The sequence below is a fragment of the Paraburkholderia sp. BR10141 genome (genome assembly GCF_056155635.1).
Map to the genome: position 1 here is coordinate 104,256 of NZ_JBMIQH010000017.1, position 20,715 is coordinate 124,970.

At 65.0% G+C, this 20,715-nt stretch carries 19 protein-coding genes; 9 read left to right on the forward strand and 10 right to left on the reverse strand.

Translation table 11 applies throughout. From position 1 onward, the window contains the following. Positions 1 to 44 precede the first annotated feature (44 nt). Positions 45 to 1,073 carry a tRNA (adenosine(37)-N6)-threonylcarbamoyltransferase complex transferase subunit TsaD gene (gene tsaD, locus ACOJB8_RS23135; RefSeq protein ID WP_342947178.1) on the forward strand — a complete coding sequence of 343 codons (1,029 nt, stop codon included), beginning with the start codon at positions 45 to 47 and terminating at the stop codon, positions 1,071 to 1,073. 81 nt (positions 1,074 to 1,154) lie between these two features. Here tsaD and folE2 read toward each other — a convergent pair whose 3' ends face one another. From folE2 to ACOJB8_RS23155, 4 genes are all read right to left on the reverse strand, one after another. Continuing rightward, positions 1,155 to 1,961, reverse strand: coding sequence for a GTP cyclohydrolase FolE2 (folE2, locus tag ACOJB8_RS23140; protein WP_342947000.1), 807 nt, complete (start codon positions 1,959 to 1,961; stop codon positions 1,155 to 1,157). Between the two features lie 167 nt (positions 1,962 to 2,128). Next, complete coding sequence (dxs, locus tag ACOJB8_RS23145; protein WP_069261333.1) at positions 2,129 to 4,030, reverse strand: 1-deoxy-D-xylulose-5-phosphate synthase; 1,902 nt, start codon at positions 4,028 to 4,030, stop codon at positions 2,129 to 2,131. Positions 4,031 to 4,114: 84 nt separating this feature from the next. Next, entirely contained in the window at positions 4,115 to 4,996 is an 882-nt protein-coding gene (locus ACOJB8_RS23150; protein ID WP_069261334.1) for a polyprenyl synthetase family protein, read from the reverse strand. Continuing rightward, entirely contained in the window at positions 4,993 to 5,307 is a 315-nt protein-coding gene (locus ACOJB8_RS23155) for an exodeoxyribonuclease VII small subunit (RefSeq protein WP_342946998.1), read from the reverse strand. The genes ACOJB8_RS23150 and ACOJB8_RS23155 overlap by 4 nt, the downstream gene beginning before the upstream one ends. A gap of 307 nt (positions 5,308 to 5,614) precedes the next feature. Between ACOJB8_RS23155 and ACOJB8_RS23160 the strand changes: the two genes are divergently transcribed. Next, complete coding sequence (locus tag ACOJB8_RS23160) at positions 5,615 to 6,721, forward strand: aromatic ring-hydroxylating oxygenase subunit alpha (RefSeq protein WP_069261336.1); 1,107 nt, start codon at positions 5,615 to 5,617, stop codon at positions 6,719 to 6,721. 139 nt (positions 6,722 to 6,860) lie between these two features. Continuing rightward, positions 6,861 to 7,730, forward strand: a complete 870-nt coding sequence (locus ACOJB8_RS23165; protein WP_069261337.1) for a sulfurtransferase — start codon at positions 6,861 to 6,863, stop codon at positions 7,728 to 7,730. Positions 7,731 to 7,757: 27 nt separating this feature from the next. On the opposite strand, the gene ACOJB8_RS23170 is transcribed toward ACOJB8_RS23165, so the two are convergent. The 3 genes from ACOJB8_RS23170 to polA all read right to left on the reverse strand — a co-directional run bounded on the left by ACOJB8_RS23170 (position 7,758) and on the right by polA (position 13,158). Then, positions 7,758 to 8,630 carry a dienelactone hydrolase family protein gene (locus tag ACOJB8_RS23170; protein ID WP_069261338.1) on the reverse strand — a complete coding sequence of 291 codons (873 nt, stop codon included), beginning with the start codon at positions 8,628 to 8,630 and terminating at the stop codon, positions 7,758 to 7,760. An 86-nt stretch (positions 8,631 to 8,716) separates the two neighbouring features. Next, on the reverse strand, positions 8,717 to 10,093 hold the full coding sequence (locus ACOJB8_RS23175; RefSeq protein WP_069261339.1) for an NAD(P)/FAD-dependent oxidoreductase: 1,377 nt from the start codon (positions 10,091 to 10,093) through the stop codon (positions 8,717 to 8,719). A gap of 257 nt (positions 10,094 to 10,350) precedes the next feature. After that, positions 10,351 to 13,158 (reverse strand): DNA polymerase I, encoded by a 2,808-nt coding sequence (polA, locus tag ACOJB8_RS23180; protein ID WP_368616721.1) that lies wholly within the window; start codon positions 13,156 to 13,158, stop codon positions 10,351 to 10,353. A gap of 1 nt (position 13,159) precedes the next feature. Here polA and ACOJB8_RS23185 point away from each other — a divergent pair, with 1 nt between their 5' ends. Beyond that, complete coding sequence (locus ACOJB8_RS23185; RefSeq protein WP_475014508.1) at positions 13,160 to 13,927, forward strand: LOG family protein; 768 nt, start codon at positions 13,160 to 13,162, stop codon at positions 13,925 to 13,927. Between the two features lie 77 nt (positions 13,928 to 14,004). Here ACOJB8_RS23185 and ACOJB8_RS23190 read toward each other — a convergent pair whose 3' ends face one another. Beyond that, the gene (locus tag ACOJB8_RS23190) at positions 14,005 to 14,931 is read right to left on the reverse strand and encodes a transcriptional regulator GcvA (RefSeq protein ID WP_475014512.1); all 927 of its coding nucleotides are present in this window, start codon (positions 14,929 to 14,931) and stop codon (positions 14,005 to 14,007) included. 100 nt (positions 14,932 to 15,031) lie between these two features. Here ACOJB8_RS23190 and ACOJB8_RS23195 point away from each other — a divergent pair, with 100 nt between their 5' ends. Together ACOJB8_RS23195 and ACOJB8_RS23200 are read left to right on the forward strand one after the other, a co-directional pair. Next, positions 15,032 to 15,637 carry a chromate transporter gene (locus ACOJB8_RS23195; protein WP_342946995.1) on the forward strand — a complete coding sequence of 202 codons (606 nt, stop codon included), beginning with the start codon at positions 15,032 to 15,034 and terminating at the stop codon, positions 15,635 to 15,637. Beyond that, positions 15,634 to 16,161, forward strand: coding sequence for a chromate transporter (locus ACOJB8_RS23200; protein ID WP_069261343.1), 528 nt, complete (start codon positions 15,634 to 15,636; stop codon positions 16,159 to 16,161). The genes ACOJB8_RS23195 and ACOJB8_RS23200 overlap by 4 nt, the downstream gene beginning before the upstream one ends. 98 nt (positions 16,162 to 16,259) lie before the next feature. Here ACOJB8_RS23200 and ACOJB8_RS23205 read toward each other — a convergent pair whose 3' ends face one another. Further along, entirely contained in the window at positions 16,260 to 17,756 is a 1,497-nt protein-coding gene (locus ACOJB8_RS23205) for an AMP nucleosidase (RefSeq protein WP_370684239.1), read from the reverse strand. A 245-nt stretch (positions 17,757 to 18,001) separates the two neighbouring features. Between ACOJB8_RS23205 and ACOJB8_RS23210 the strand changes: the two genes are divergently transcribed. The 3 genes from ACOJB8_RS23210 (at position 18,002) to ACOJB8_RS23220 (ending at position 20,384) form a co-directional block, all read left to right on the forward strand. Then, complete coding sequence (locus ACOJB8_RS23210) at positions 18,002 to 18,409, forward strand: hypothetical protein (protein ID WP_069261345.1); 408 nt, start codon at positions 18,002 to 18,004, stop codon at positions 18,407 to 18,409. Between the two features lie 173 nt (positions 18,410 to 18,582). Then, positions 18,583 to 19,590 carry a homoserine kinase gene (locus ACOJB8_RS23215; RefSeq protein ID WP_475014518.1) on the forward strand — a complete coding sequence of 336 codons (1,008 nt, stop codon included), beginning with the start codon at positions 18,583 to 18,585 and terminating at the stop codon, positions 19,588 to 19,590. Then, the gene (locus ACOJB8_RS23220) at positions 19,581 to 20,384 is read left to right on the forward strand and encodes a BPSS1780 family membrane protein (protein WP_368728200.1); all 804 of its coding nucleotides are present in this window, start codon (positions 19,581 to 19,583) and stop codon (positions 20,382 to 20,384) included. The genes ACOJB8_RS23215 and ACOJB8_RS23220 overlap by 10 nt, the downstream gene beginning before the upstream one ends. Positions 20,385 to 20,479: 95 nt before the next feature. On the opposite strand, the gene ACOJB8_RS23225 is transcribed toward ACOJB8_RS23220, so the two are convergent. Further along, positions 20,480 to 20,659 (reverse strand): DUF3563 family protein, encoded by a 180-nt coding sequence (locus ACOJB8_RS23225; protein WP_475014520.1) that lies wholly within the window; start codon positions 20,657 to 20,659, stop codon positions 20,480 to 20,482. Between the last annotated feature and the right edge of the window lie 56 nt (positions 20,660 to 20,715).

Below are 20,715 nucleotides of genomic sequence, written 5' to 3' on the forward strand. Positions count from 1 at the left end.
TTTGGCGGCTCGTGCCGCCCAATGCCGCCGCCCTGCCTCCCACCATGCTCGTTCTCGGCATCGAAAGCTCCTGCGACGAAACCGGCCTCGCGCTCTACGACAGCGAGCGCGGCCTGCTCGCGCACGCGCTGCATTCGCAGATCGCCATGCACCGCGAGTACGGCGGCGTCGTGCCGGAGCTTGCCTCGCGCGACCATATCCGCCGTGCGCTGCCGCTGCTCGAAGAAGTGCTCGCGAAGAGCGGCGCCGCGAAAAGCGACATCGACGCCATCGCCTTCACGCAGGGCCCCGGCCTCGCGGGCGCGCTGCTCGTGGGCGCGAGCATCGCCAATGCGCTCGCCATGGCCTGGAATCGGCCGACCGTGGGGATTCACCACCTCGAAGGGCACCTGCTTTCGCCGCTGCTGGTCGATGCGCCGCCGCCGTTTCCGTTCGTCGCTCTGCTCGTGTCGGGCGGCCATACGCAACTCATGCGCGTGACCGACGTGGGCGTCTACGAAACCCTCGGCGAGACGCTCGACGACGCCGCCGGCGAAGCCTTCGACAAAACGGCCAAGCTGCTCGGCCTCGGCTATCCGGGCGGCCCGGAAGTCTCGCGCCTCGCGGAGTTCGGCACGCCAGGCGCGGTCGAACTGCCGCGTCCGATGCTTCATTCGGGCGATCTCGACTTCAGCTTCAGCGGCCTCAAGACGGCCGTGCTCACGCAGGTGAAGAAGCTCGGCACGAATATCTGCGAGCAGGGCAAGGCCGACATCGCACGCGGTTTCGTCGACGCAGCCGTCGAGGTGCTGGCCGCGAAATCGCTCGCCGCGCTCAAGCGCACGAAGATGAAGCGCCTTGTGGTGGCTGGCGGCGTGGGGGCCAACAAGCAGTTGCGCGAGACGCTTTCGGCGGCGGCGCAAAAGCGCGGCTTCGAGGTGCATTACCCGGACCTGTCGCTGTGCACCGACAACGGCGCGATGATCGCGCTCGCGGGGGCGCTGCGCCTCGCGCGCTGGCCCGAGCAGGCCACGCGCGATTATGCGTTCACGGTAAAGCCGCGCTGGGATCTGACGTCGCTCGCGCAGCACTAATCCGTTCGCCACTGCAGAAGCCGCCCAAGGGCCACGCCCTTCGGCGGCTTTTTTATTGACGGTGCAACCAGGCGGCCGGCGTTACGCCGCGCGCTTGTCGTGCTCGATCACGGCGTAGGCGCTGTGATTGTGGATCGACTCGAAGTTTTCGGCTTCGAGCGTATAGGCGATCACGCGCGCATCGGCATTCAGTCGCACGGCCACGTCGCGCACGAGGTCTTCGACGAACTTGGGGTTCTCATACGCGCGCTCGGTCACGAACTTCTCATCCGGACGCTTGAGCAGGCCCCACAGCTCGCACGACGCCTCTTCTTCTGCGATGCGAACGAGGTCTTCCACCGGCAGATCGCCTTCGAACTCGACATTCATCGTCACGTGCGAGCGCTGGTTGTGCGCGCCGTATTGCGAGATCTTCTTCGAGCACGGGCACAGGCTCGTCACGGGCACGAGCACCTTGAGGAACAGGCGCGTTTGCCCGTTGCGCACGTCGCCCGTGAGCGTCACTTCGTAGTCCAGCAGACTTTCCACGCCCGACACCGGCGCCACTTTCTTCACGAAGTACGGGAACGTCACTTCGATACGTCCCGCCTGCGATTCGAGCTTCGCGAGCATCGCGGCCAGCATGGCGCGGAACGTGGCGGGTTCGAGCGGCGCCTTGTTCTCTTCGAGCAGCGCGACGAAGCGCGACATGTGCGTGCCCTTCTGGTCGGCCGGCAGATGAACGTCGAGATTCCACATGCCGACGCTCGGCTGGACGTCGCCCGCGCCCGTCTTCACCGTGAGCGGATGGCGCACGGCCTTCACGCCGACGCGCTGGATCACGATCTGACGGGTATCGACGGAGCTTTGGACGTCCGGCATCACGAAGGCCGGGTTCATCTGATTCATGTTCTTATCCTCAAGCCGCGCCATACGCGGCGCGCAAATAACAAACGCCGGCATGAGCCGGCGTTTGCTGGCGGAAAGCCGGGTAGGAACCCGCCCGCCAGTTCAAATGTGAATTGGGCTGCCGCGAGGGCGACGCACCAATCAAACTATCGCGATCTCAATCGACCTCAGGCAACGCGCATCACCGACTTGCCGGACACTGCCTTGTCGAGAAAGCGCTCGCGAATCGACTTCGCGATCCCTGCTGCGTCGAGCCCACAGCCCGCCAGCAGCTTCGCCGGGTCGCCGTGGTCGATGAAGCGGTCGGGGAGGCCCAATTGTAGTACGGGCTTGATAACCCCACTTTCAAGGAGGGCTTCCACGCAGGCCGAACCGGCGCCGCCCATGATGCAGCCTTCCTCGACGGTCACGAGGTAGTCGTGCGTTTCGGCGAGCTGCTTCACGAGGTCCGCGTCGAGCGGCTTCACGAAGCGCATGTTCGCCACGGTGGCGTCCAGTTCCTCGGCGGCCTTGAGCGACGGCGCAACCATCGTACCGAACGCAAGGATCGCGATGCGGCTGCCTGCCGGCGCGTTGCTCTCGCGGCGGACTTCGCCCTTGCCCACCGGCAGCGCGGCCATCTGCTTCACGGTCGCCACGCCCGTGCCCGCACCGCGCGGGTAGCGCACGGCCGTCGGGCAGTCCTGCTGGAGCGCCGTGTAAAGCATCTGGCGGCATTCGTTTTCGTCCGACGCCGCCATGATCATCATGTTCGGAATGCAGCGCATGAACGCGAGATCGTACGCGCCCGCGTGCGTTGCGCCGTCCGCGCCGACGAGGCCCGCGCGGTCGATCGCGAACACGACGGGCAGGTTCTGCAGGGCCACGTCGTGGATCAGCTGGTCGTACGCGCGCTGCAGGAAGGTCGAGTAGATCGCGACCACGGGCTTCAGGCCTTCTGCCGCGATGCCGCCCGCGAACGTGACTGCGTGCTGCTCGGCGATGCCGACGTCGTAGTAGCGGTCCGGGAAGCGCTTTTCGAACTCGACGAGGCCCGAGCCTTCGCGCATTGCAGGCGTAATGCCGATCACGCGCGAATCGAGTTCAGCCGCGTCGCACAGCCATTCGCCGAACACTTGCGTGTAGGTCTTCTTGGCGGGCGTTGTCGACGGCTTGATGCCTTCGGCCGGGTTGAACTTGCCGGGACCGTGGTACAGGACCGGGTCGGCTTCGGCGAGCTTGTAGCCCTGGCCTTTCTTCGTCACGACGTGCAGGAATTGCGGGCCGCGCAGTTCCTTGATGTTCTGCAGCGTCGGGATCAGCGAATCCAGATCGTGGCCGTCGATCGGCCCGATGTAGTTGAAGCCGAATTCCTCGAACAGCGTAGCCGGCACGATCATGCCCTTCGCGTGCTCTTCGAGCTTGCGCGCGAGGTCGAGCACCGGCGGCGCATGGCGCAGCACGCGCTCCACGCCCGCGCGTGCGGCGGCGTAGAAGCGGCCCGACATGAGGCGCGCGAGATGGCGATTGAGCGCGCCAACCGGCGGCGAAATCGACATGTCGTTGTCGTTGAGGATGACGAGCAGCGGCACGTCGTCTTCCACGCCGCCGTTGTTCAGTGCCTCGAAGGCCATGCCGGCCGTCATCGCGCCATCGCCGATCACGGCGATGCCCATGGCATTGTCGCCCTTGAGCTTGCTCGCCACGGCCATGCCGAGCGCCGCCGAAATCGACGTGCTCGAGTGCGCGGTGCCGAACGTGTCGTACGGCGACTCGTCGCGTTTCGGGAAACCCGAAATGCCGCCGAGTTGACGCAGCGTCGACATCTGATCGCGGCGGCCCGTCAGGATCTTGTGCGGATAGGTCTGATGGCCCACGTCCCAGACGATGCGGTCGCGCGGCGTGTCGAACACGTAGTGCAGCGCGATCGTCAGTTCGACCGTACCGAGGTTGGACGACAGGTGGCCGCCCGTCTGCGAGACGCTCTCGAGAACGAAGGCACGCAGTTCGTCGGCAAGCGGTTGCAACTGGCGGCGATCAAGGCGGCGCAAATCCGCCGGGTCGTCAATGGTTTTCAGCAAGTCGTACATCGTCGTTCCATTGTAGGAAAACTGGCGCTCCCGCACTTTTTCTGCGCATTACTTCCATTTCATGCGCGTGGGCGGGTTGCGCGGTCAGCTCACCCGGTTCACCACCAGGTCAGCGAGTTCGGCGAGGCGCTGAGCGCGCGCGCCGAACGGTTCGAGCGCCGCGTGCGCGTCGGCGCGCAACTGCTGCGCGAGCGCACGCGAGGCATCAAGACCGATAATCGACACGTAGGTCGGCTTGCCGTCCTTCGCGTCCTTGCCAGCGGTCTTGCCGAGCGTTGCGGAGTCGGCGGTGACGTCGAGAATATCGTCCACCACCTGGAACGCGAGGCCCACGGCCGCCGCGTATTTGTCGAGTGCGGCGAGGTTTTCCGCCGAAGGCGTCTCGCCCGCCAGCGCGCCCATGCGGACCGCGGCGCGCAAGAGCGCGCCGGTCTTCAGGCGGTGCATCGTTTCGAGCTGCTCGCGGGTGAGCGAATGGCCCACGCTCGCGAGGTCGATGGCCTGGCCGCCGGCCATGCCGATCGAGCCGCTGGCCAGCGCGAGTTCGCGCACGAGCGATGCCTGGTGCTGGGCACCGAGCACATCGGAGGTCAGCGTGACGAAGGCTTGCGACTGCAGCGCATCGCCCACCAGCAGCGCCGTCGGTTCGTCATATTTGACGTGTACGGTGGGTTTGCCGCGACGCATGTCGTCGTCGTCCATGCACGGCATGTCGTCGTGCACGAGCGAGTAGACGTGGATCATTTCGAGCGCGCAGGCCGCCGCGTCGAGCGCTTGCGGCGTGGCGTTGGTGAGTTCGCCCGCCGCGTGGCACAGGAGCGGACGCACCCGCTTGCCGCCGCCCATTACGGCATAACGCATGGCGTCATGCAGCGGCGCCGGCAATACGTCGGCAGCCGGCAAATAGTGATCGAGCGCGCTTTCGACCCGGTCGAGTACGTGCCGGGTCCATTGGTCAAATGTCATAGATCGTCGTCTCCGCCCGCTGCGGAGTCTGTCGTATTGAGGGGCACGGGCCGCAGCGTCTCGCCGTCGAGCACGCGCACCTGTTGTTCAACCTTTTCGAGCTGCTGCTGGCAGAAGCGCACGAGCGCCGCGCCACGGCGGTAGGCTGCAAGCGATTCTTCCAGACTCAGGCTGCCGCCTTCCATGCGTGCAACGAGCCCGTCGAGCTCCGCAAGCGCCACCTCGTAGCTCTCGGGCAGGGCTTCGCCCTCGGCCAGCCCGGCTTCGCTTTCGCCCGCGCCAGCGCGGTCTTTCGTTGCGGATTTCGCCATGAGTCGTCGCCAGAATGAAACAAGGCGGACATTCTACGGCAAAAGGTCCCGTTCGACCCGCTCCCCGGCTTGTGTACCCTCTCGACCACATGTTCGGGGCCAGTACAAATCGGTTCCAGAAGGCCCGATTACCCGTGCATTTGTCTCATACTTCCTGAATTCCTGCCGTCTTTCCGGTGTAATTTTGGCAAAAATCAGTCACTTAGCTACCCCACGAGGGGGTAACCGGGTATAATCGCCGGCTCCCTAAATCGAATCTTCGATGGTTGGGTTGTTCACTGCTTTCACGTCTTCATCGGGAGTGGGAATGTCCAATCTGAGCAATGCATTGCAGCTGAAGTCTATCCACAGCCAGCTGCCAGTCACCGCTTATTTTGACGAAGCGCTACTCAAGCGCGAAATCGACACGCTTTTCCAGAAGGGTCCTCGCTACGTCGGGCACGAACTCATGGTGCCCGAGGCGGGAAACTATTTTGCGCTGCCCGGCGAAAAAGAAGGCCGCGTGCTCGTTCGCAACAAGAGCAACGAAATCGAGCTGCTCTCGAACGTGTGCCGGCATCGCCAGGCCATCATGCTAAACGGTCGCGGCACGGCAGACAACATTGTATGTCCGCTGCATCGCTGGACCTATGACCTCAAGGGCGAATTGCTCGGCGCGCCGCACTTCGCGGACAAGCCGTGTCTGAATCTGAACAGCTCGCCGCTCCAGAAGTGGAACGGGCTGCTGTTCGAATCCGCGGGCCGCGACGTCGCGCGCGATCTCGCACGCCTTGGGCCGGCGAAACACCTCGACTTTACGGACTACATGTTCGATCACGTCGAGGTTCACGAGTGCAACTACAACTGGAAGACCTTCATCGAGGTCTATCTGGAAGACTATCACGTCGTGCCGTTCCACCCGGGACTCGGCAACTTCGTCTCGTGCGACGATCTCCAGTGGGAGTTCGGCGAGTGGTATAGCGTGCAGACGGTCGGCGTGCACAAGCACCTCGGCAAGCCGGGCAGCCCGACGTACCGCAAGTGGCACGACGAAGTCCTGCGCTTCCGTAACGGTGAGCCACCGGAGTTCGGCGCGATCTGGATGGTGTACTACCCGAATCTTATGATCGAGTGGTATCCGCACGTGCTCGTGGTCTCGTGGCTGATCCCCGAAGGCACGCAGAAGACGAAGAACATCGTCGAGTTCTATTACCCCGAGGAAATCACGCTCTTCGAGCGCGAGTTCGTCGAGGCCGAGCGCGCCGCCTATATGGAAACCGCCGTCGAAGACGACGAGATTGCCGAGCGCATGGACGCCGGCCGCAGGGCGCTGTTCGAGCGTGGCGTTTCCGAGGTCGGCCCGTACCAGAGCCCGATGGAAGACGGCATGCAGCACTTCCACGAGTTTCTGCGCCGCGAGTTGGGACCGATCTGACGCACGGCCTGGCGCGGGCGTCGGGCAACTCGAACGCATCACGGAAAGACGGGCTTCGCCCCGTCTTTTTGTTTAGACTGACGGCACCGGGCCGTCGCATCGCGAGAGAGGGCGGCCTTGCACGATTCAAGGAGCCGTCATGCCCCACACGCACTACACCACGCTAATCTCGGCCGCCAATCTGCACGAACGCCTGACCGCCGCGCCGGGCAGCGTGCTGGTTTTCGACTGCCGCTTCGATCTCGCCAATCCCGCCGCGGGTGAGAACGCCTATGCGCTCGGCCATCTGCCCGGCGCCCAATACCTGCATCTGGACCGCGACCTCTCGGGCCCGAAAACCGGCAAGAACGGCCGCCATCCGCTGCCCGACCGCTCGGCGCTCGTTGCCACACTCCTGCTGCGCGGGCTCAACGAAGGCCAGCAGGTCGTGGCCTACGACGCGCAAGGCGGCGCCTACGCCGCCCGCCTGTGGTGGCTCCTGCGCTGGCTCGGCCACGACTCGGTGGCCGTGCTCGACGGCGGCCTCAAGGCGTGGGAAGCCGCGGGCTTCCCGCTCGTGCGCGACGTGCCGACACCCGCGCGCGGCACCTTCAAGGCCGGCGCGCCGCTGCAGGTGACGGTGGACGCGCAGGCCATCGTCCGCAATCTCGCCACGCACGAACTCACGGTCGTCGACGCGCGCGCCGCCGACCGCTATCGCGGCGAGAACGAAACGATCGACCCGGTGGGCGGCCATATTCCTGGCGCGCGCAATCGGTTTTATCAGGACAATCTCACGCCGGACGGCCGCTTCAAGTCGGCGCATGCGCTGCGCGAAGATTTTACGGCGGTGCTGCCTGGCATCACGCCCGAACACGTGGTCCTGCAATGCGGCTCGGGAGTGACCGCCTGCCACAATGCGCTCGCGATGGAGATTGCCGGCCTGCACGGCGCGGCGCTCTATCCCGGTTCGTGGAGCGAATGGAGCGCCGACGCGTCGCGGCCGGTCGCGACTGGCCCCAACCCCTAAGCCGGGTATCCGGAGCCGGGCACGGCGTCACACCACGCCGTGCTCCTTGAACCAGGCAATCGCGCGCTTCCAGCCATCCTCCGCATCGGCCTTGCGATAGCTCGGCCGGTAGTCCGCGAAGAACGCGTGGCCCGCATCGTTGTACACGACGATTTGCGAGCCGCGCCCATCCTGCGGACCCTGCGCGATGGCGGCCTTCATCTGCTCGAGCGTGTTCTGCGGAATGCTGTTGTCCTGCAAGCCATACATGCCGAGTACCGGCACCTGCAGATTGCCCGCGAGATCGAGCGGATTTTGCGGCGAATTTTCCGTGTGTGCGCCCGCTACGCGGCCATACCAGGAAACCGCCGCCTTGATGCGCGGATTGTGCTCGGCATAGAGCCACGTGTAGACCCCGCCCCAACAGAAGCCATTGACGCCCACGCGCTTCAGATCGCCACCGTTCTCGCCAGCCCAGACAAGCGCCGCATCGATGTCGCCGAGCACCTGTGCATCGGGCACCTTGCTCGCGATGTTCTCGCTGATTTGCTGCACTGTCGGGTACGCCGAGGCATCCCCCTGACGCACGAAGAAGTCCGGCGCGATGGCCAGATAGCCGAGCTTCGCAAAGCGGCGGCACACATCGGCGATATGCTCGTGCACGCCGAAGATCTCGTGGATCACGATGATCACCGGCAAGTGCGTCTTGCCGCGCGGCTGCGCGCGATACGCCGGGATGAGCGTGCCGCCGGACTGGAAGCCGATCTCGCCGGCTTCGAGGCCTTCGCTGTCGGTGTGAATGGTTTGCGCCGAGACGGGCAGCACGGCAGCGGCGAATCCGCTGCCGAGCGCCGCCTTGATGAAGGTGCGCCGATCGAACGGCACGTGCGGGACGAGGCTATCGACTTCGGGTTTCAGCATGCAGCGCTCCTTGAAGATAGATCAAACAGCGGAAACAGGCAGAATAGCGCCGCGCCCCGGACACAAGCGCCGCCCGGCGCAGCCGCTCAGTGCAGCTTCACGCGCGGCAACGTCGTGCGGCGCAGCCAGTGCGCGAAGGTGTCGAGCACCATGCGCGCGTAGCCGTGCAGCGCCGCGATGTGCAGCCGGTACAGCGACATGTACATGAAACGGGCAAACAACCCTTCGATCAACATATTCCCGCCGATCAGCCCGCCCATCAGATTGCCGACCGCGCTGAAGTGCCCGAGCGACACCAGCGAGCCGAAGTCGCGATAGGTGAACTCTTCCAGCGGCTTGCCGGCGAGCAGATTGCCCAGCGACTTGAACAGGAAAGTGGCCTGCTGGTGTGCGGCTTGCGCGCGCGGCGGCACACCGCGTTCGTGGCCCGGCCATTCGCAGGCCGCGCAGTCGCCGAGCGCGAAGATGTTGTCGTCGAGTTCCGTTTGCAGCGTACGGCGCACGATCAGTTGGCCGAGCTTGTTGACGGTGAGACCGTCGAGCCGCGAGAGCACAGCCGGCGCGGTAATGCCAGCGGCCCAGACCGTGAGGTCCGCGCGCAGGTTCTTGCCGCTCGCGGTGCGCACGACGCCAGGCGCCACTTCGATCACGCGTTCGCTCGTCAGCAGCTTCACGCCGAGCTTGTTCAGCAGCTCGCCTGTCGCCGAAGAAACGCGCTCCGGCAGCGCGGGCAGGATGCGCGGGCCGGCCTCGATCAGCACGATGCCCACGTCGTTGCGCGGATCGAGCTTGTGCAGTCCATAGGCCGACAGCACCTGCGCGGTGTTGCGCAGCTCGGCGGAAAGCTCGACGCCCGTCGCGCCCGCGCCGATGATCGCCACCTGCACGCGCGGCTCGGCGCCGGCGTCCATGGCCGGCGCGAGGTCGTCCGCCGTCACCTCCACCGCGACTTTTTCGGGCGCTTGATGTTCGGCGCGCATGCACGCGGCGATCAAACGCTTGCGAAACCGCTCGGCCTGCTCGACGGTGTCGAGCGCGATGGAATTCTCGGCCGCGCCCGGCACGCCGAAAAAATGCGTCGTGCTGCCGATTGCGAGCACGAGCGTGTCGTATTCGAGCACGCGCTCGGGCAGCATTTCCGCGCCGTCTTCGTCGAGCACGCGCCCGAGCGTGATGCGCTTTGCCGCGCGGTCGAGCCCGGTCAGCTCGCCCTGCTGGAACTCGAAGCCATGCCAGCGCGCCTGCGCCGGATATTCGAGCTGATGCGTGAATGGGTCCATGCTGCCCGCCGCGACTTCGTGCAGGAGCGGTTTCCAGATATGCGTTGGATTGCGGTCGACCAGCGTGATCGATGCCGCTTGCGGCTTGCCCCGCTTCGCGCGCGCCTCGCCATAACGATCGCCGAGCCGTGTTGCCAGCTCCAGCCCGCCTGCGCCTCCTCCCACAACGATAAAGCGATGCATAGACTCTCCGTGCATGTCGAAAGGCGATAGAAAGGCCGATGCGTCGACAACGTGACGTGCGAGGCACCGGCCTTCAATCAAATCATTGTCGGCCGACGGAGCGCGCGGCGGCAACCCTTGCGGCGCGCATTCGCGACATCACGCACGCGAGGCTTGCCTTATCGCGCGCGGGCAGTTACGTCCCGGTTACGGCTTTTGCGGCGGCACTTCGCATTCAGTATGTACTTAGTAGAGCTTCACTAAGCACTACAACGCCTTCAGTGCGCCTCTTCCCAGTTCTCGCCCACGCCCACTTCGGCGACGAGCGGCACCTTGAGCTGCGCCACCGAGCACATCAGCTCGGGCAAGCGCTTGCGCACTTCGGCGAGTTCGTCGCCCGGCACTTCGAGCACGAGTTCATCGTGCACCTGCATGATCATCTTCGTGCCGATCTTGCGTTCGTCGAGCCACTTCTGCACCGCGACCATGGAAAGCTTGATGAGGTCGGCGGCCGTGCCTTGCATGGGCGCGTTGATGGCGGCGCGCTCGGCGGCCTGGCGGCGCGGGCCGTTGCCGCCGTTGATCTCGGGCAGCCACAGGCGGCGCCCGAAGACGGTCTCGACATAGCCGCGCGACTTCGCGTCCATGCGCGTTTCGTCCATATAGCGCGCCACGCCCGGATAGCGCGCGAAATAACGGTCGATATAAAGCTTCGCCGCGTCGCGCGTAATGCCGAGATTCGATGCGAGGCCGAACGCGCTCATGCCGTAAATCAGGCCGAAATTGATGACCTTGGCGATGCGCCGCTGGTCCGCGCTCACTTCGAGCGGCGTGACGCTGAACACCTCGGAAGCCGTGGCGCGGTGAATGTCGTCGCCGCGTGCGAACGCCGCGAGCAGCGACTCGTCGCCCGAGATATGCGCCATGATGCGCAGTTCGATCTGCGAATAGTCGGCGGAAACGATCTTGTGCCCCGGCGGCGCGATGAACGCCTCGCGAATGCGCCGGCCTTCGCCCGTGCGCACGGGAATGTTCTGCAGATTCGGATCGTTCGACGCAAGACGGCCCGTGACCGCCACGGCCTGCGCGTAGTTCGTGTGCACGCGGCCCGTTTGCGCATTCACCATGCGCGGCAGCTTGTCGGTGTACGTGGACTTGAGCTTCGCAAGCCCGCGATGCTCGAGCAGGATCTTGGGCAGCGGGTAGTCTTCGGCGAGCTTTTGCAGCACTTCTTCGTCGGTGGAAGGCGCGCCGCTCGGCGTTTTCTTCACGACCGGCAGCTGCAGCTTCTCGAAGAAGATCTGGCCGATCTGCTTGGGCGAGCCCAGATTGAATTCGCCGCCCGCGAGCGCATACGCTTCCTCTTCGAGCGCGATGAGCCGCACGGCAATTTCCGCGCTCTGCTTTTCGAGCCTTTCGCTGTCGATCAGCACACCGTTGCGCTCGATCTTGCGCAGCACGCGCGACGTAGGCAATTCGATGTTGCGATACACGTGATCGAGGCCCTTCTCGGGCGCGATCTGCGGATAGAGCGCGCGATGCAGTTGCAGCGTGACATCGGCGTCTTCGGCAGCGTATTCGGCGGCCTTTTCGAGCGAGACGTCGTCGAAGCCGATCTGCTGCGCGCCCTTGCCCGCTACCTCTTCGTACTTGATCGTCTTGATGCCCAGATGGCGCAGCGCGAGGCTGTCCATGTCGTGGCTGCGATGCGATTCGAGCACATACGATTCGAGCAGCGTGTCATGCTCCACGCCATTGAGCTCGATACCGTAGTTCGCGAGCACCTGCTCGTCGTACTTCATGTGCTGGCCGACTTTCTTGTGCTTCCCGCTTTCGAGCCAGGGCTTCAGGCGCGCAAGCACTTCGCCCTGCGGCAGTTGATCGGGCGCGTCCGGGCCGCGATGTGCGAGCGGCAAATAGGCGGCCACACCGGGTTCCGTCGAGAACGAGATGCCGACGAGCTTCGCGACCATCGGGTCGAGCGCCGTGGTCTCGGTGTCGAACGCGGTGAGTTCGGCGGCTTCGATGCGCCTGAGCCACGTGTCGAACTGCGGCCACGTCTGGATCGTTTCGTAATGACGCGGGGCATCGACGAACAGCGCGGGCTGCACGATCGCATCTTTTTCGGGCACGTCGCCCTGGGTCGCGGCGGGCACCGTCTCGCTCTGCTGACTCGCTTCGGTGACTTCGCGCAGCCAGGTCTTGAAGCCGTGGCGCGCGAAAATATCGCGCAGCTCTTCGCGCGCTTCGGCTCGCGTGGCGAGCGACGCTTCGATCGACTCGAGATGCGGCGTGAGATCGCAAGCCGTTTCCACCGTGACGAGCTTTCTCGCCATCGGCAGGAAGTCGAGCGCGTCGCGCAGATAGCCGCCCACTGCACCCTTGATTTCATCCGCATGCGCGATCACGCCGTCGAGCGAGTCGTATTGCGTGAGCCACTTTACCGCCGTTTTCGGGCCGCACTTGTTCACGCCCGGCACGTTGTCGACGGTGTCGCCGATGAGCGAGAGATAATCGATGATGCGCTCCGGCGGCACGCCGAACTTGGCGATCACGCCTTCGCGATCGAGCGTTTCATTCGTCATCGTGTTGATGAGCGTGACGTGGTCTGTCACGAGCTGCGCGAGGTCCTTGTCGCCGGTGGAAACGATGACCTTCATGCCGAGCTTCTCGGCCTGATGCGCGAGCGTGCCGATCACGTCGTCGGCCTCCACGCCTTCGATCATCAGGAGCGGCCAGCCGAGCGCGCGCACGGCCGTGTGAATGGGCTCGATTTGTGCAGCGAGCGGCTCGGGCATGGAAGGCCGGTTGGCCTTGTACTCGGGGTACCAGTCGTCGCGGAACGTCTTGCCCTTTGCATCGAACACGCACGCGCTATACTCTGCCGTAACGTCCTTGCGCATGCGACGCAGCATGTTGATGATGCCGTATAGCGCGCCCGTGGGTTCGCCGTCAGGACCGCGCAGATCCGGCATCGCATGGAAGGCCCGATAGAGGTAGCTAGAACCGTCGACCAGCAGCAGGGTCTTACCTTCCAGCCCGTTTTGTAGCTTCAGCTTTGTATCCACGCGTAGTTCTTCAGGCATTATGGACAAGAGAAAAGTGATTCCGAGTCTGCGTTCACTCGCAGATCAAGAGCGCGCGACGGCCAAGAAGGCGCGCGCATCGTGGCAGATGTTCACGATTATGGCAGAGTTTATCGAGGCGACCGAGTACCTGTCCGAGATCCGGCCGGCGGTCAGCATCTACGGTTCCGCCCGCCTGAAACCGGAGTCGGAGTACTTTCAGCTCGCCACCACCATCGCGCGCAAGGTGTCCGATGCGGGCTTCGCCGTGATCTCCGGCGGCGGCCCCGGCATCATGGAAGCCGCGAACCAGGGCGCGCATGCGGGCAAGTCGCCTTCCGTCGGCCTGAACATCGAATTGCCGCACGAGCAGTCGGGCAACCAGTGGCAGGACGTCTCGCTGCGCTTCCGCCATTTCTTCACGCGCAAGGTCACGTTCGTGAAGAACTCGGACGCCGTGATCGTCATGCCCGGCGGCTTCGGCACGCTCGACGAACTGGCCGAAGTGCTCACGCTCATCCAGACGAAAAAGTCGCGCCACGTGCCCATCATTCTGGTGGGCGCCGACTTCTGGAAGGGCCTGCTCGACTGGTTCCGCTCGGCGCTCGTGCCCATGGGTCTCATCAATCCCGAAGACATGGACCTGATGCAGGTGATCGACGACCCGGACCAGGTGCTCGAAGCCGTTCTCAAGTTCTACGAAGATGCGGACACCGCCGAAGATACCGGCAAGGAGCATCCGGCGCGCAGCGACCGCGACTCCGACGAAGACCGGATGTTCTATCTCTGATGCACCGCTTGCGGATGGCCTGCGGTTAATGTTTTCGCAGGCCTTCGCACCGCTCGCGCCTCAGCGCATCACTCCCCTCATGCTTTCTCCGCGCTTGCGGGCACGCCGGACGCACCGAGCGGCGCCCGCGCGCTCGCCTGCTGCTCCAGCCAGCGGCAAAACTGCACGACGAGCGGCGCTTGCGCCACCTCGCGGCGCGCCACCCACCAGTAGCCGCGCGCGTCGAGATGCGGCCCCGCGAGCGGCGTGACGAGACGTCCCGACGCGAGTTCGTCGTCGAGCAGCGGCAGCGGGCCGAGTGCAACGCCCAGACCATCCACGGCAGCCTGCAAAGCCAGATAGAAGTGATCGAACGACTGCTTCTTGCGGCATTTGGCTTTCACGCCTGCGGCCGCAAGCCAGGTGCGCCACGCATCGGGCCGCGTGTCCGAATGTAGCAGCACGTGACGCGCAAGATCGCTCGCCTGATGAATCGGCGCGCGCTTGAGCAGCGCTGGACTGCATACCGGCAATTCCATCTCGTCGAGAAAATGACCGGCCTCGCAGTCGGGCCAGTGGGCCGGGCCGCGCCGCACGGCCACGTCGAAGCCTTCGAGCGTCTCGACCGGCGCGTTCGAAGTCGACAGGCGCAACTCGACGTTCGGCGCGAGGCGCTGAAACTGCGAGAGCCGCGGCAGCAGCCATTTCATCGCGAAGGTAGGCAGCGCGCTCACGCGCAGCACGTGCACCACGCCCGTGTCGCGCAGCTGAGTGGTTGCGCGCGCGATGTCGTCGAATGCCGACTGCACGGCGGCGAGGTAGCGCCGCCCGTCCTCGGTCAGCGCGACCCGCTTGCCGTGCCGGTGAAACACCTGCACGCCGACCCACGCTTCGAGCGCGGACACCTGCCGGCTAATGGCACCGTGAGTCACATTGAGCTCGCCCGCCGCAGCGGAGAAGCTGTTGTGCCGTGCAGCGGCTTCGAACGCGCGCAGCGCGGGAAAGGGAGGAAGGGAGCGTGCCATGCTTGTGAGTGTAGATCACAAGAGCGCGGCATAGAAATCGTTTTGCCGCGCGCGCGATTGGGCTTAATCTCCGAACTTGCCTCAGAGGTCCCTTCCATTCATGAAACAACCCATCTCATCGCCCGCCGCAGCCGGACATGGCGCGGACGACGGCCTGCACACGCCCTCGGTACGCGATCTGTTCCTCGGCTTTCTCGGTCTCGGCTTCACGTCGTTTGGCGGTGCGCTGCCGTTGGCGCGCCGCACCATCGTCGAGCAGCGCCGCTGGCTCACCGCCGGCGAGTTCACCGATCTGCTCGGCCTCTGCCAGTTTTTGCCGGGCGGCAACGTCATCAATCTCTCGGTCGCGCTCGGCATGCGTTTTCAGGGATGGCGCGGCGCGCTCGCCGGCATCCTCGGCCTGATCGCGGGTCCGTCGCTCGTCGTGATCGGGCTCGGCGTGCTCTACGAGCGCACGCAAGACGACCCGCACGTGCGGCATCTGTTCGTGGGGCTCGCCGCGGCCGCCGCCGGGCTGCTCGTTTCGATGGCCCTGAAAATCGTGCTGCCGCTGCGGCGCGATCCGGCCGCGGCCGTCGTCGCTACGTTCGGCTTCGTAGCCATTGCCGTGCTGCGCACGCCGCTCTTGCCCACCATGCTCGTGCTCACGCCAGTCGGCATCGCGCTCGCGGCACGCGCGGCGCGCAAGGAAGGAGGCTCGCGATGAGCGCCACACTCGTTGCGCTCGCCGCGATCTTCGGCCAGCTCTCGCTGCTCGCTTTCGGCGGCGGCAACACGATCCTGCCCGAGATGCAGCGTCAGGTCGTCGAGGTCCACCACTGGATGCCGGCGAGCGAGTTCAGCGCGCTATTCGCGCTTGCCCAGGCCGCCCCGGGCCCGAACATGATGGTCGTGACGCTGGTGGGCTGGCACGTGGCCGGCTGGGCAGGCATGCTGGTCACGTCGATTGCGAAGTTCGGGCCGTCGTCGCTCGTCACGATCGCCGCGCTGCATGCATGGGATCGCTTCAAGGACCGCCCGTGGCGGCGCATCGCGCAAAAGGGCCTCGTGCCGGTGACGGCGGGTCTCGTGGCCGCGAGCGCCGTGCTGATCGCGCGGGCCTCCGATCCATCGTGGATCGCCTGGGCGATTACCGGCGTGTGCGCCGTGCTCGCGTTTCGCACGAAGATTCATCCGCTGTGGCTGCTTGGCGCGGGAAGTTTGATTGGGCTGACGGGGTTCGGGCAGTAAGCGACGCCGAATGATTCGGCATCCGAATTGATAAAAGGCAACAGCGCAATTCGACAGACTGGCCGGCGCTCACCGCGCGCCGGCCAGCCATCAAGCGGCTACTGGAACGCCACCTCGGCGAAGCTGCGCAATTTCCGGCTATGCAGCTTGTGCAAGCCGTTCGTGCGCAGGATCTCCATCGCCTTCACGCCGATCTGCAGATGCTGATCGACTTGCGCGCGATAGAACGAATCGGCCATGCCCGGCAGCTTGAGTTCGCCGTGCAGCGGCTTGTCGGACACGCACAGCAAGGTGCCATACGGCACGCGGAAGCGGAATCCGTTCGCGGCGATGGTTGCGCTTTCCATGTCGAGCGCGATCGCGCGGCTTTGCGAGAGGCGTTGCACCGGCTCGCGATGATCGCGCAGCTCCCAGTTGCGGTTGTCGACGCTCGCCACCGTCCCCGTGCGCATCACGCGCTTGAGTTCCACACCGTCGAGCTTCGTGACCTCCGCGACCGCGCGCTCGAGCGCGAGTTGCACTTCGGCGAGCGCCGGAATCGGCACCCACAGCGGCAAGTCGGCGTCGAGCACGTGATCCTCGCGCACATAGCCGTGCGCGAGCACGTAGTCGCCCAGACGCTGCGTGTTGCGCAAGCCCGCGCAGTGGCCGAGCATGATCCACGCATGCGGACGCAGCACGGCAATGTGGTCGGTGATCGTCTTCGCGTTCGAAGGTCCCACACCGATGTTGATCATCGTGATACCGCTGCCGTCCGCACGCTTGAGGTGGTAGGCCGGCATTTGCGGCAGGCGCGCGGGCGCCGTGCCTTCGTCGTCCTGTTCGCCCAGGTTCGCGTTGTAGGTGACCACGTCGCCGGGCTCGACGAACGAGGTGTATTCGCTGCGATAGTTGCGCAGGTCCGCGTCGTCGGTATGCGCCATCATCGCGCGGCCGAGCTTCACGAACTCGTCGATATAGAACTGGTAGTTCGTGTAGAGCACGTAGTTCTGCACGTGCGTGGGCGACGTGGCCGTGTAGTGCCTGAGCCGATGCAGCGAAAAGTCCACGCGCGGCGCGGTGAAGAGCGCAAGCGGATGCGGCTCGCCGGGCTCCGGCTCGAAGGTGCCGTTCACGATGCGGTCGTCGAGCTGCGCGAGATCGGGCGTATCGAACACGTCGCGCATGGCGAAGAGGCGCTCGCGGTCGAGATCGCCTTCGAGGTGGATGCCTTCGGCGAACGCGAAGTGCACGGGAATCGGCTGATCCGACACGCCCACTTCGATGCCCACATGATGGTTCTTCGCCAGCAGACGCAACTGCTCGCGATAGTAGTTGCCGAAAAGATCGGGCCGCGTCACCGTGGTCTCGAACACGCCGGGGCCCGCCACGAAACCGTACGAGCGGCGCGAGTCGATATGCGTGTTGACGTTGGTGCGGATGCGCACGAACGGGTAGCACGCGCGCACACGGCGCTCGAATGCCTCGCCGCGGCGATAGCGCGCAAACGCATCGCGCAGGAACGACGTATTCGCTTCGTAGATGCTCGAAAGGCGCGCCACGGCGTCGGCGGCGTCTTCGAAAAACTCATCCGGGAAGTCGTGCGCCGGCGTCATGAGGGGCCGCAGGTAGCTATCGTTGTTCATCTTCGTTCGCCTCTCCGTTTGATGGGTCCACATTACCACGGAAGGTGCGACTTTCTGGCGACGGACCTGGCCGCGCCGAGGGCTTTTGGAGCACCCGCCGCGAGAGCGCTGCGAGCGCCGCGCACCGCCCGCCGGGCGCGGGCCGCAGCGCTTGAGCGACATGGGGCAAAGCGCCCGGATTTGCTAGAATTGGGGCATCCCATCGGAGAATGACCATGAAGTCGCACCTTCTTGCCGCCGTCGCGGTGACGCTCGCTTTCAGCGGGGTCGCCATGGCCGCGCCGGCCGACGACGCAAAGACCGCCGTCGAGGCACAATCCGCGCAATCGGAGAACGAACGCGCGGGCCTGCCCGATCTGGCTGCGATCAACAACAAGCCGGCCGCACGCGTCACCTCGAAGGTCGACATCAACGACGTGCCGCGCGTGCCCAGCTATCACGAAGTGAGCCCGAACGGCACCGAAATCACCGAGTTCCGCGACAAGGGCAAGCCCGTCGAGATCAACGTGCATTCGAACTTCGGCACGCGCTACACGATGAGCGCGAACCCCGACACCTCGCCGCAAGTGCGCAACAACGGCCAGGCCAGCACGCGCCTGCCGTCGATCAACCTGCATTACTGAGCCATCCGGGCGCGCGCATGCCTTTGTTGGGCATGCCCGCGCCAACGCCATGTGCGCCGCCCCTTGAGCCGGGCCGCGGCCATCGCGCCTGAGCCGGACACGCCTGCAAGCCCCTCGGGCAGCACCTCGCAGCGTTCGCCGACCCGCCATTACCAATCAACCGACCTTCTTGCATGGCCGTCTTCACCGCTGTCACCGACCAAGAGCTTGCCCAATGGCTGCGCGACTACGATCTCGGCGATGTCGTCGAATTTCGCGGCATCCAGTCCGGCATTGAGAACAGCAACTTCTTCCTGACGACGACGCGCGGCGAATACGTCCTGACGATCTTCGAAAAGCTGACGGCCGAACAACTGCCGTTCTACCTCGACTTGATGCGGCACCTCGCCTCGCATCGGGTGCCGGTACCCGACCCCATGCCGCGCAAGGACGGCGCGCTCTTCGGCCTGCTGCACGGCAAGCCCGCGGCCATCGTCTCGAAGCTCGAAGGCAAGCCCGAACTCGCGCCCGGCGTGGAGCACTGCGCGGAAGTGGGCCAGATGCTCGCGCGTATGCACCTGGCGGGCCGCGACTACCGCGGCGACCAGCCGAATCTGCGCAGCCTTTCATGGTGGGAAGAAACGGTGCCGACGGTGCTGCCGTTTCTGGACGACGCCCAGCGCACGCTGCTCACGAGCGAACTCGACCATCAGCGCGCATTCTTCGGTTCGAGCGACTACGCGGCGCTACCCGGCGGTCCGTGCCATTGCGACCTGTTCCGCGACAACGCGATGTTCGCGCACTCGCACCCGGCGCCGGGCCACGAAGTTCGGCTGGGCGGCTTCTTCGACTTCTATTTCGCCGGCTGCGACAAGTGGCTCTTCGACGTGGCCGTGACCGTGAACGACTGGTGCGTCGACCTCGCCACCGGCAAGCTCGACACGGCGCGCGCCGACGCGCTCCTGCGCGCCTACCAGACCGTGCGCCCATTCACGCCCGAGGAAACGCGGCACTGGATGGACATGCTGCGCGCAGGCGCGTACCGCTTTTGGGTCTCGCGCCTGTATGATTTCCACCTGCCGCGCTCGGCCGAACTGCTCAAGCCGCACGATCCCGGCCACTTCGAGCGCATCCTGCACGAGCGCCTCGCCGGCAGCGAGGCGGGTTCCCATCACGCCTTGCCCCATCGCCCATGCAACTAATTGAAGTCCCCGCGAAGACGGGCTATGTCTGGTTCCGCCAGGGTATCTGGCTGTTCCGCCGCAATCCGCTCGCGTTTCTCACGCTGTTTTTCGCCTATTTGCTGGCGATGACGCTGATTTCCGCCATTCCCGTGATCGGCGGCGTGCTGCCACTGCTGTTCGTGCCCGGCGTGGCCGTCGGCTTCATGGCGGCGTGCCGCAACACGATCGCGGGCAAACCGGTGTTCCCTACCATTCTGATCGACGGCTTTCGTTCGTACGGCAGCAACGTGGCGAAGCAACTGCTGGTGCTCGGGGCGATTTACGTGGGGGCGATGTTGCTGGTGCTGGCCGCGTCTGCGTTCGTGGACGGCGGCGCGCTATTGCGGCTGATGACGATCGGCGGCGACCTCGACGCGCAAGCGCTCGCCAACAGCGACGTGCCGCTCGCGGTGCTTGCTTCGCTGCTCTGCTACGTGCCGGTGTCGATGCTGTTCTGGTTTGCGCCCGTGCTCACGGCGTGGCACGACGTGCCGCCCGTGAAGGCCCTGTTCTTCAGCATCGTGAGCTGCTGGCGCAACAAGGGCGCGTTCATGGTGTATGGGGCGCTGTGGTTCGCCGTCTCGACGGTCGTATCGATCGGCCTGTCGACGCTGCTGCGCGCGCTCGGCGCCGGCGACTTCACGGTGGCGATCCTGATGCCCGCGCTCATCATCGTGACGACGATGCTCTATTGCTCGTTCTACGCGACCTATCGCGGCTGCTTTGGCGTGCAGGAAAAGCAGGCCGCGGAAATGCCGGACTCGGGACGCTGACCGGCGGCGCGGTAGTCCTTCAAAGTCAAAACGCAAAAACGGCGCCTTTTGGCGCCGTTTTCATTTTGCCCCGTTAGCGGGGGCTGCATTCCTGCTTAGCCGTAATGGTTCATCCACGACGGGTGGCGCGTGGCCTTCTCGCGATCCATCTCGCGCATGCGGAACTCGAGATCGTAGATATCGACGGACTGCGCGAGGTACGCTTCCTCGCGCTGCTGGCGGCGAGCTTCTGCAGTTTCGGAGAGGAAAAGGAAAAGACGGCTGAGCAGGTACATGATTTGGCCCTTCTTTGACGGGCACGTGCCCGCGAATCGAATGAAGCCATTATAGG

Excerpts from the sequence above, each read along its gene's own strand:
- ACOJB8_RS23220 (WP_368728200.1), top strand. The coding sequence starts at position 19,581 with ATGCAACTAATTGAAGTCCCCGCGAAGACGGGCTATGTCTGGTTCCGC.
- ACOJB8_RS23195 (WP_342946995.1), top strand. The coding sequence starts at position 15,032 with ATGAAACAACCCATCTCATCGCCCGCCGCAGCCGGACATGGCGCGGAC.
- polA (WP_368616721.1), bottom strand. The coding sequence starts at position 13,158 with ATGCCTGAAGAACTACGCGTGGATACAAAGCTGAAGCTACAAAACGGG.
- ACOJB8_RS23205 (WP_370684239.1), bottom strand. The coding sequence starts at position 17,756 with ATGACGCCGGCGCACGACTTCCCGGATGAGTTTTTCGAAGACGCCGCC.
- ACOJB8_RS23200 (WP_069261343.1), top strand. The coding sequence starts at position 15,634 with ATGAGCGCCACACTCGTTGCGCTCGCCGCGATCTTCGGCCAGCTCTCG.
- ACOJB8_RS23225 (WP_475014520.1), bottom strand. The coding sequence starts at position 20,659 with ATGTACCTGCTCAGCCGTCTTTTCCTTTTCCTCTCCGAAACTGCAGAA.
- ACOJB8_RS23190 (WP_475014512.1), bottom strand. The coding sequence starts at position 14,931 with ATGGCACGCTCCCTTCCTCCCTTTCCCGCGCTGCGCGCGTTCGAAGCC.
- ACOJB8_RS23170 (WP_069261338.1), bottom strand. The coding sequence starts at position 8,630 with ATGCTGAAACCCGAAGTCGATAGCCTCGTCCCGCACGTGCCGTTCGAT.
- ACOJB8_RS23185 (WP_475014508.1), top strand. The coding sequence starts at position 13,160 with ATGGACAAGAGAAAAGTGATTCCGAGTCTGCGTTCACTCGCAGATCAA.
- dxs (WP_069261333.1), bottom strand. The coding sequence starts at position 4,030 with ATGTACGACTTGCTGAAAACCATTGACGACCCGGCGGATTTGCGCCGC.
- ACOJB8_RS23175 (WP_069261339.1), bottom strand. The coding sequence starts at position 10,093 with ATGCATCGCTTTATCGTTGTGGGAGGAGGCGCAGGCGGGCTGGAGCTG.
- ACOJB8_RS23160 (WP_069261336.1), top strand. The coding sequence starts at position 5,615 with ATGTCCAATCTGAGCAATGCATTGCAGCTGAAGTCTATCCACAGCCAG.
- ACOJB8_RS23155 (WP_342946998.1), bottom strand. The coding sequence starts at position 5,307 with ATGGCGAAATCCGCAACGAAAGACCGCGCTGGCGCGGGCGAAAGCGAA.
- ACOJB8_RS23210 (WP_069261345.1), top strand. The coding sequence starts at position 18,002 with ATGAAGTCGCACCTTCTTGCCGCCGTCGCGGTGACGCTCGCTTTCAGC.
- ACOJB8_RS23215 (WP_475014518.1), top strand. The coding sequence starts at position 18,583 with ATGGCCGTCTTCACCGCTGTCACCGACCAAGAGCTTGCCCAATGGCTG.
- ACOJB8_RS23165 (WP_069261337.1), top strand. The coding sequence starts at position 6,861 with ATGCCCCACACGCACTACACCACGCTAATCTCGGCCGCCAATCTGCAC.
- tsaD (WP_342947178.1), top strand. The coding sequence starts at position 45 with ATGCTCGTTCTCGGCATCGAAAGCTCCTGCGACGAAACCGGCCTCGCG.
- folE2 (WP_342947000.1), bottom strand. The coding sequence starts at position 1,961 with ATGAATCAGATGAACCCGGCCTTCGTGATGCCGGACGTCCAAAGCTCC.
- ACOJB8_RS23150 (WP_069261334.1), bottom strand. The coding sequence starts at position 4,996 with ATGACATTTGACCAATGGACCCGGCACGTACTCGACCGGGTCGAAAGC.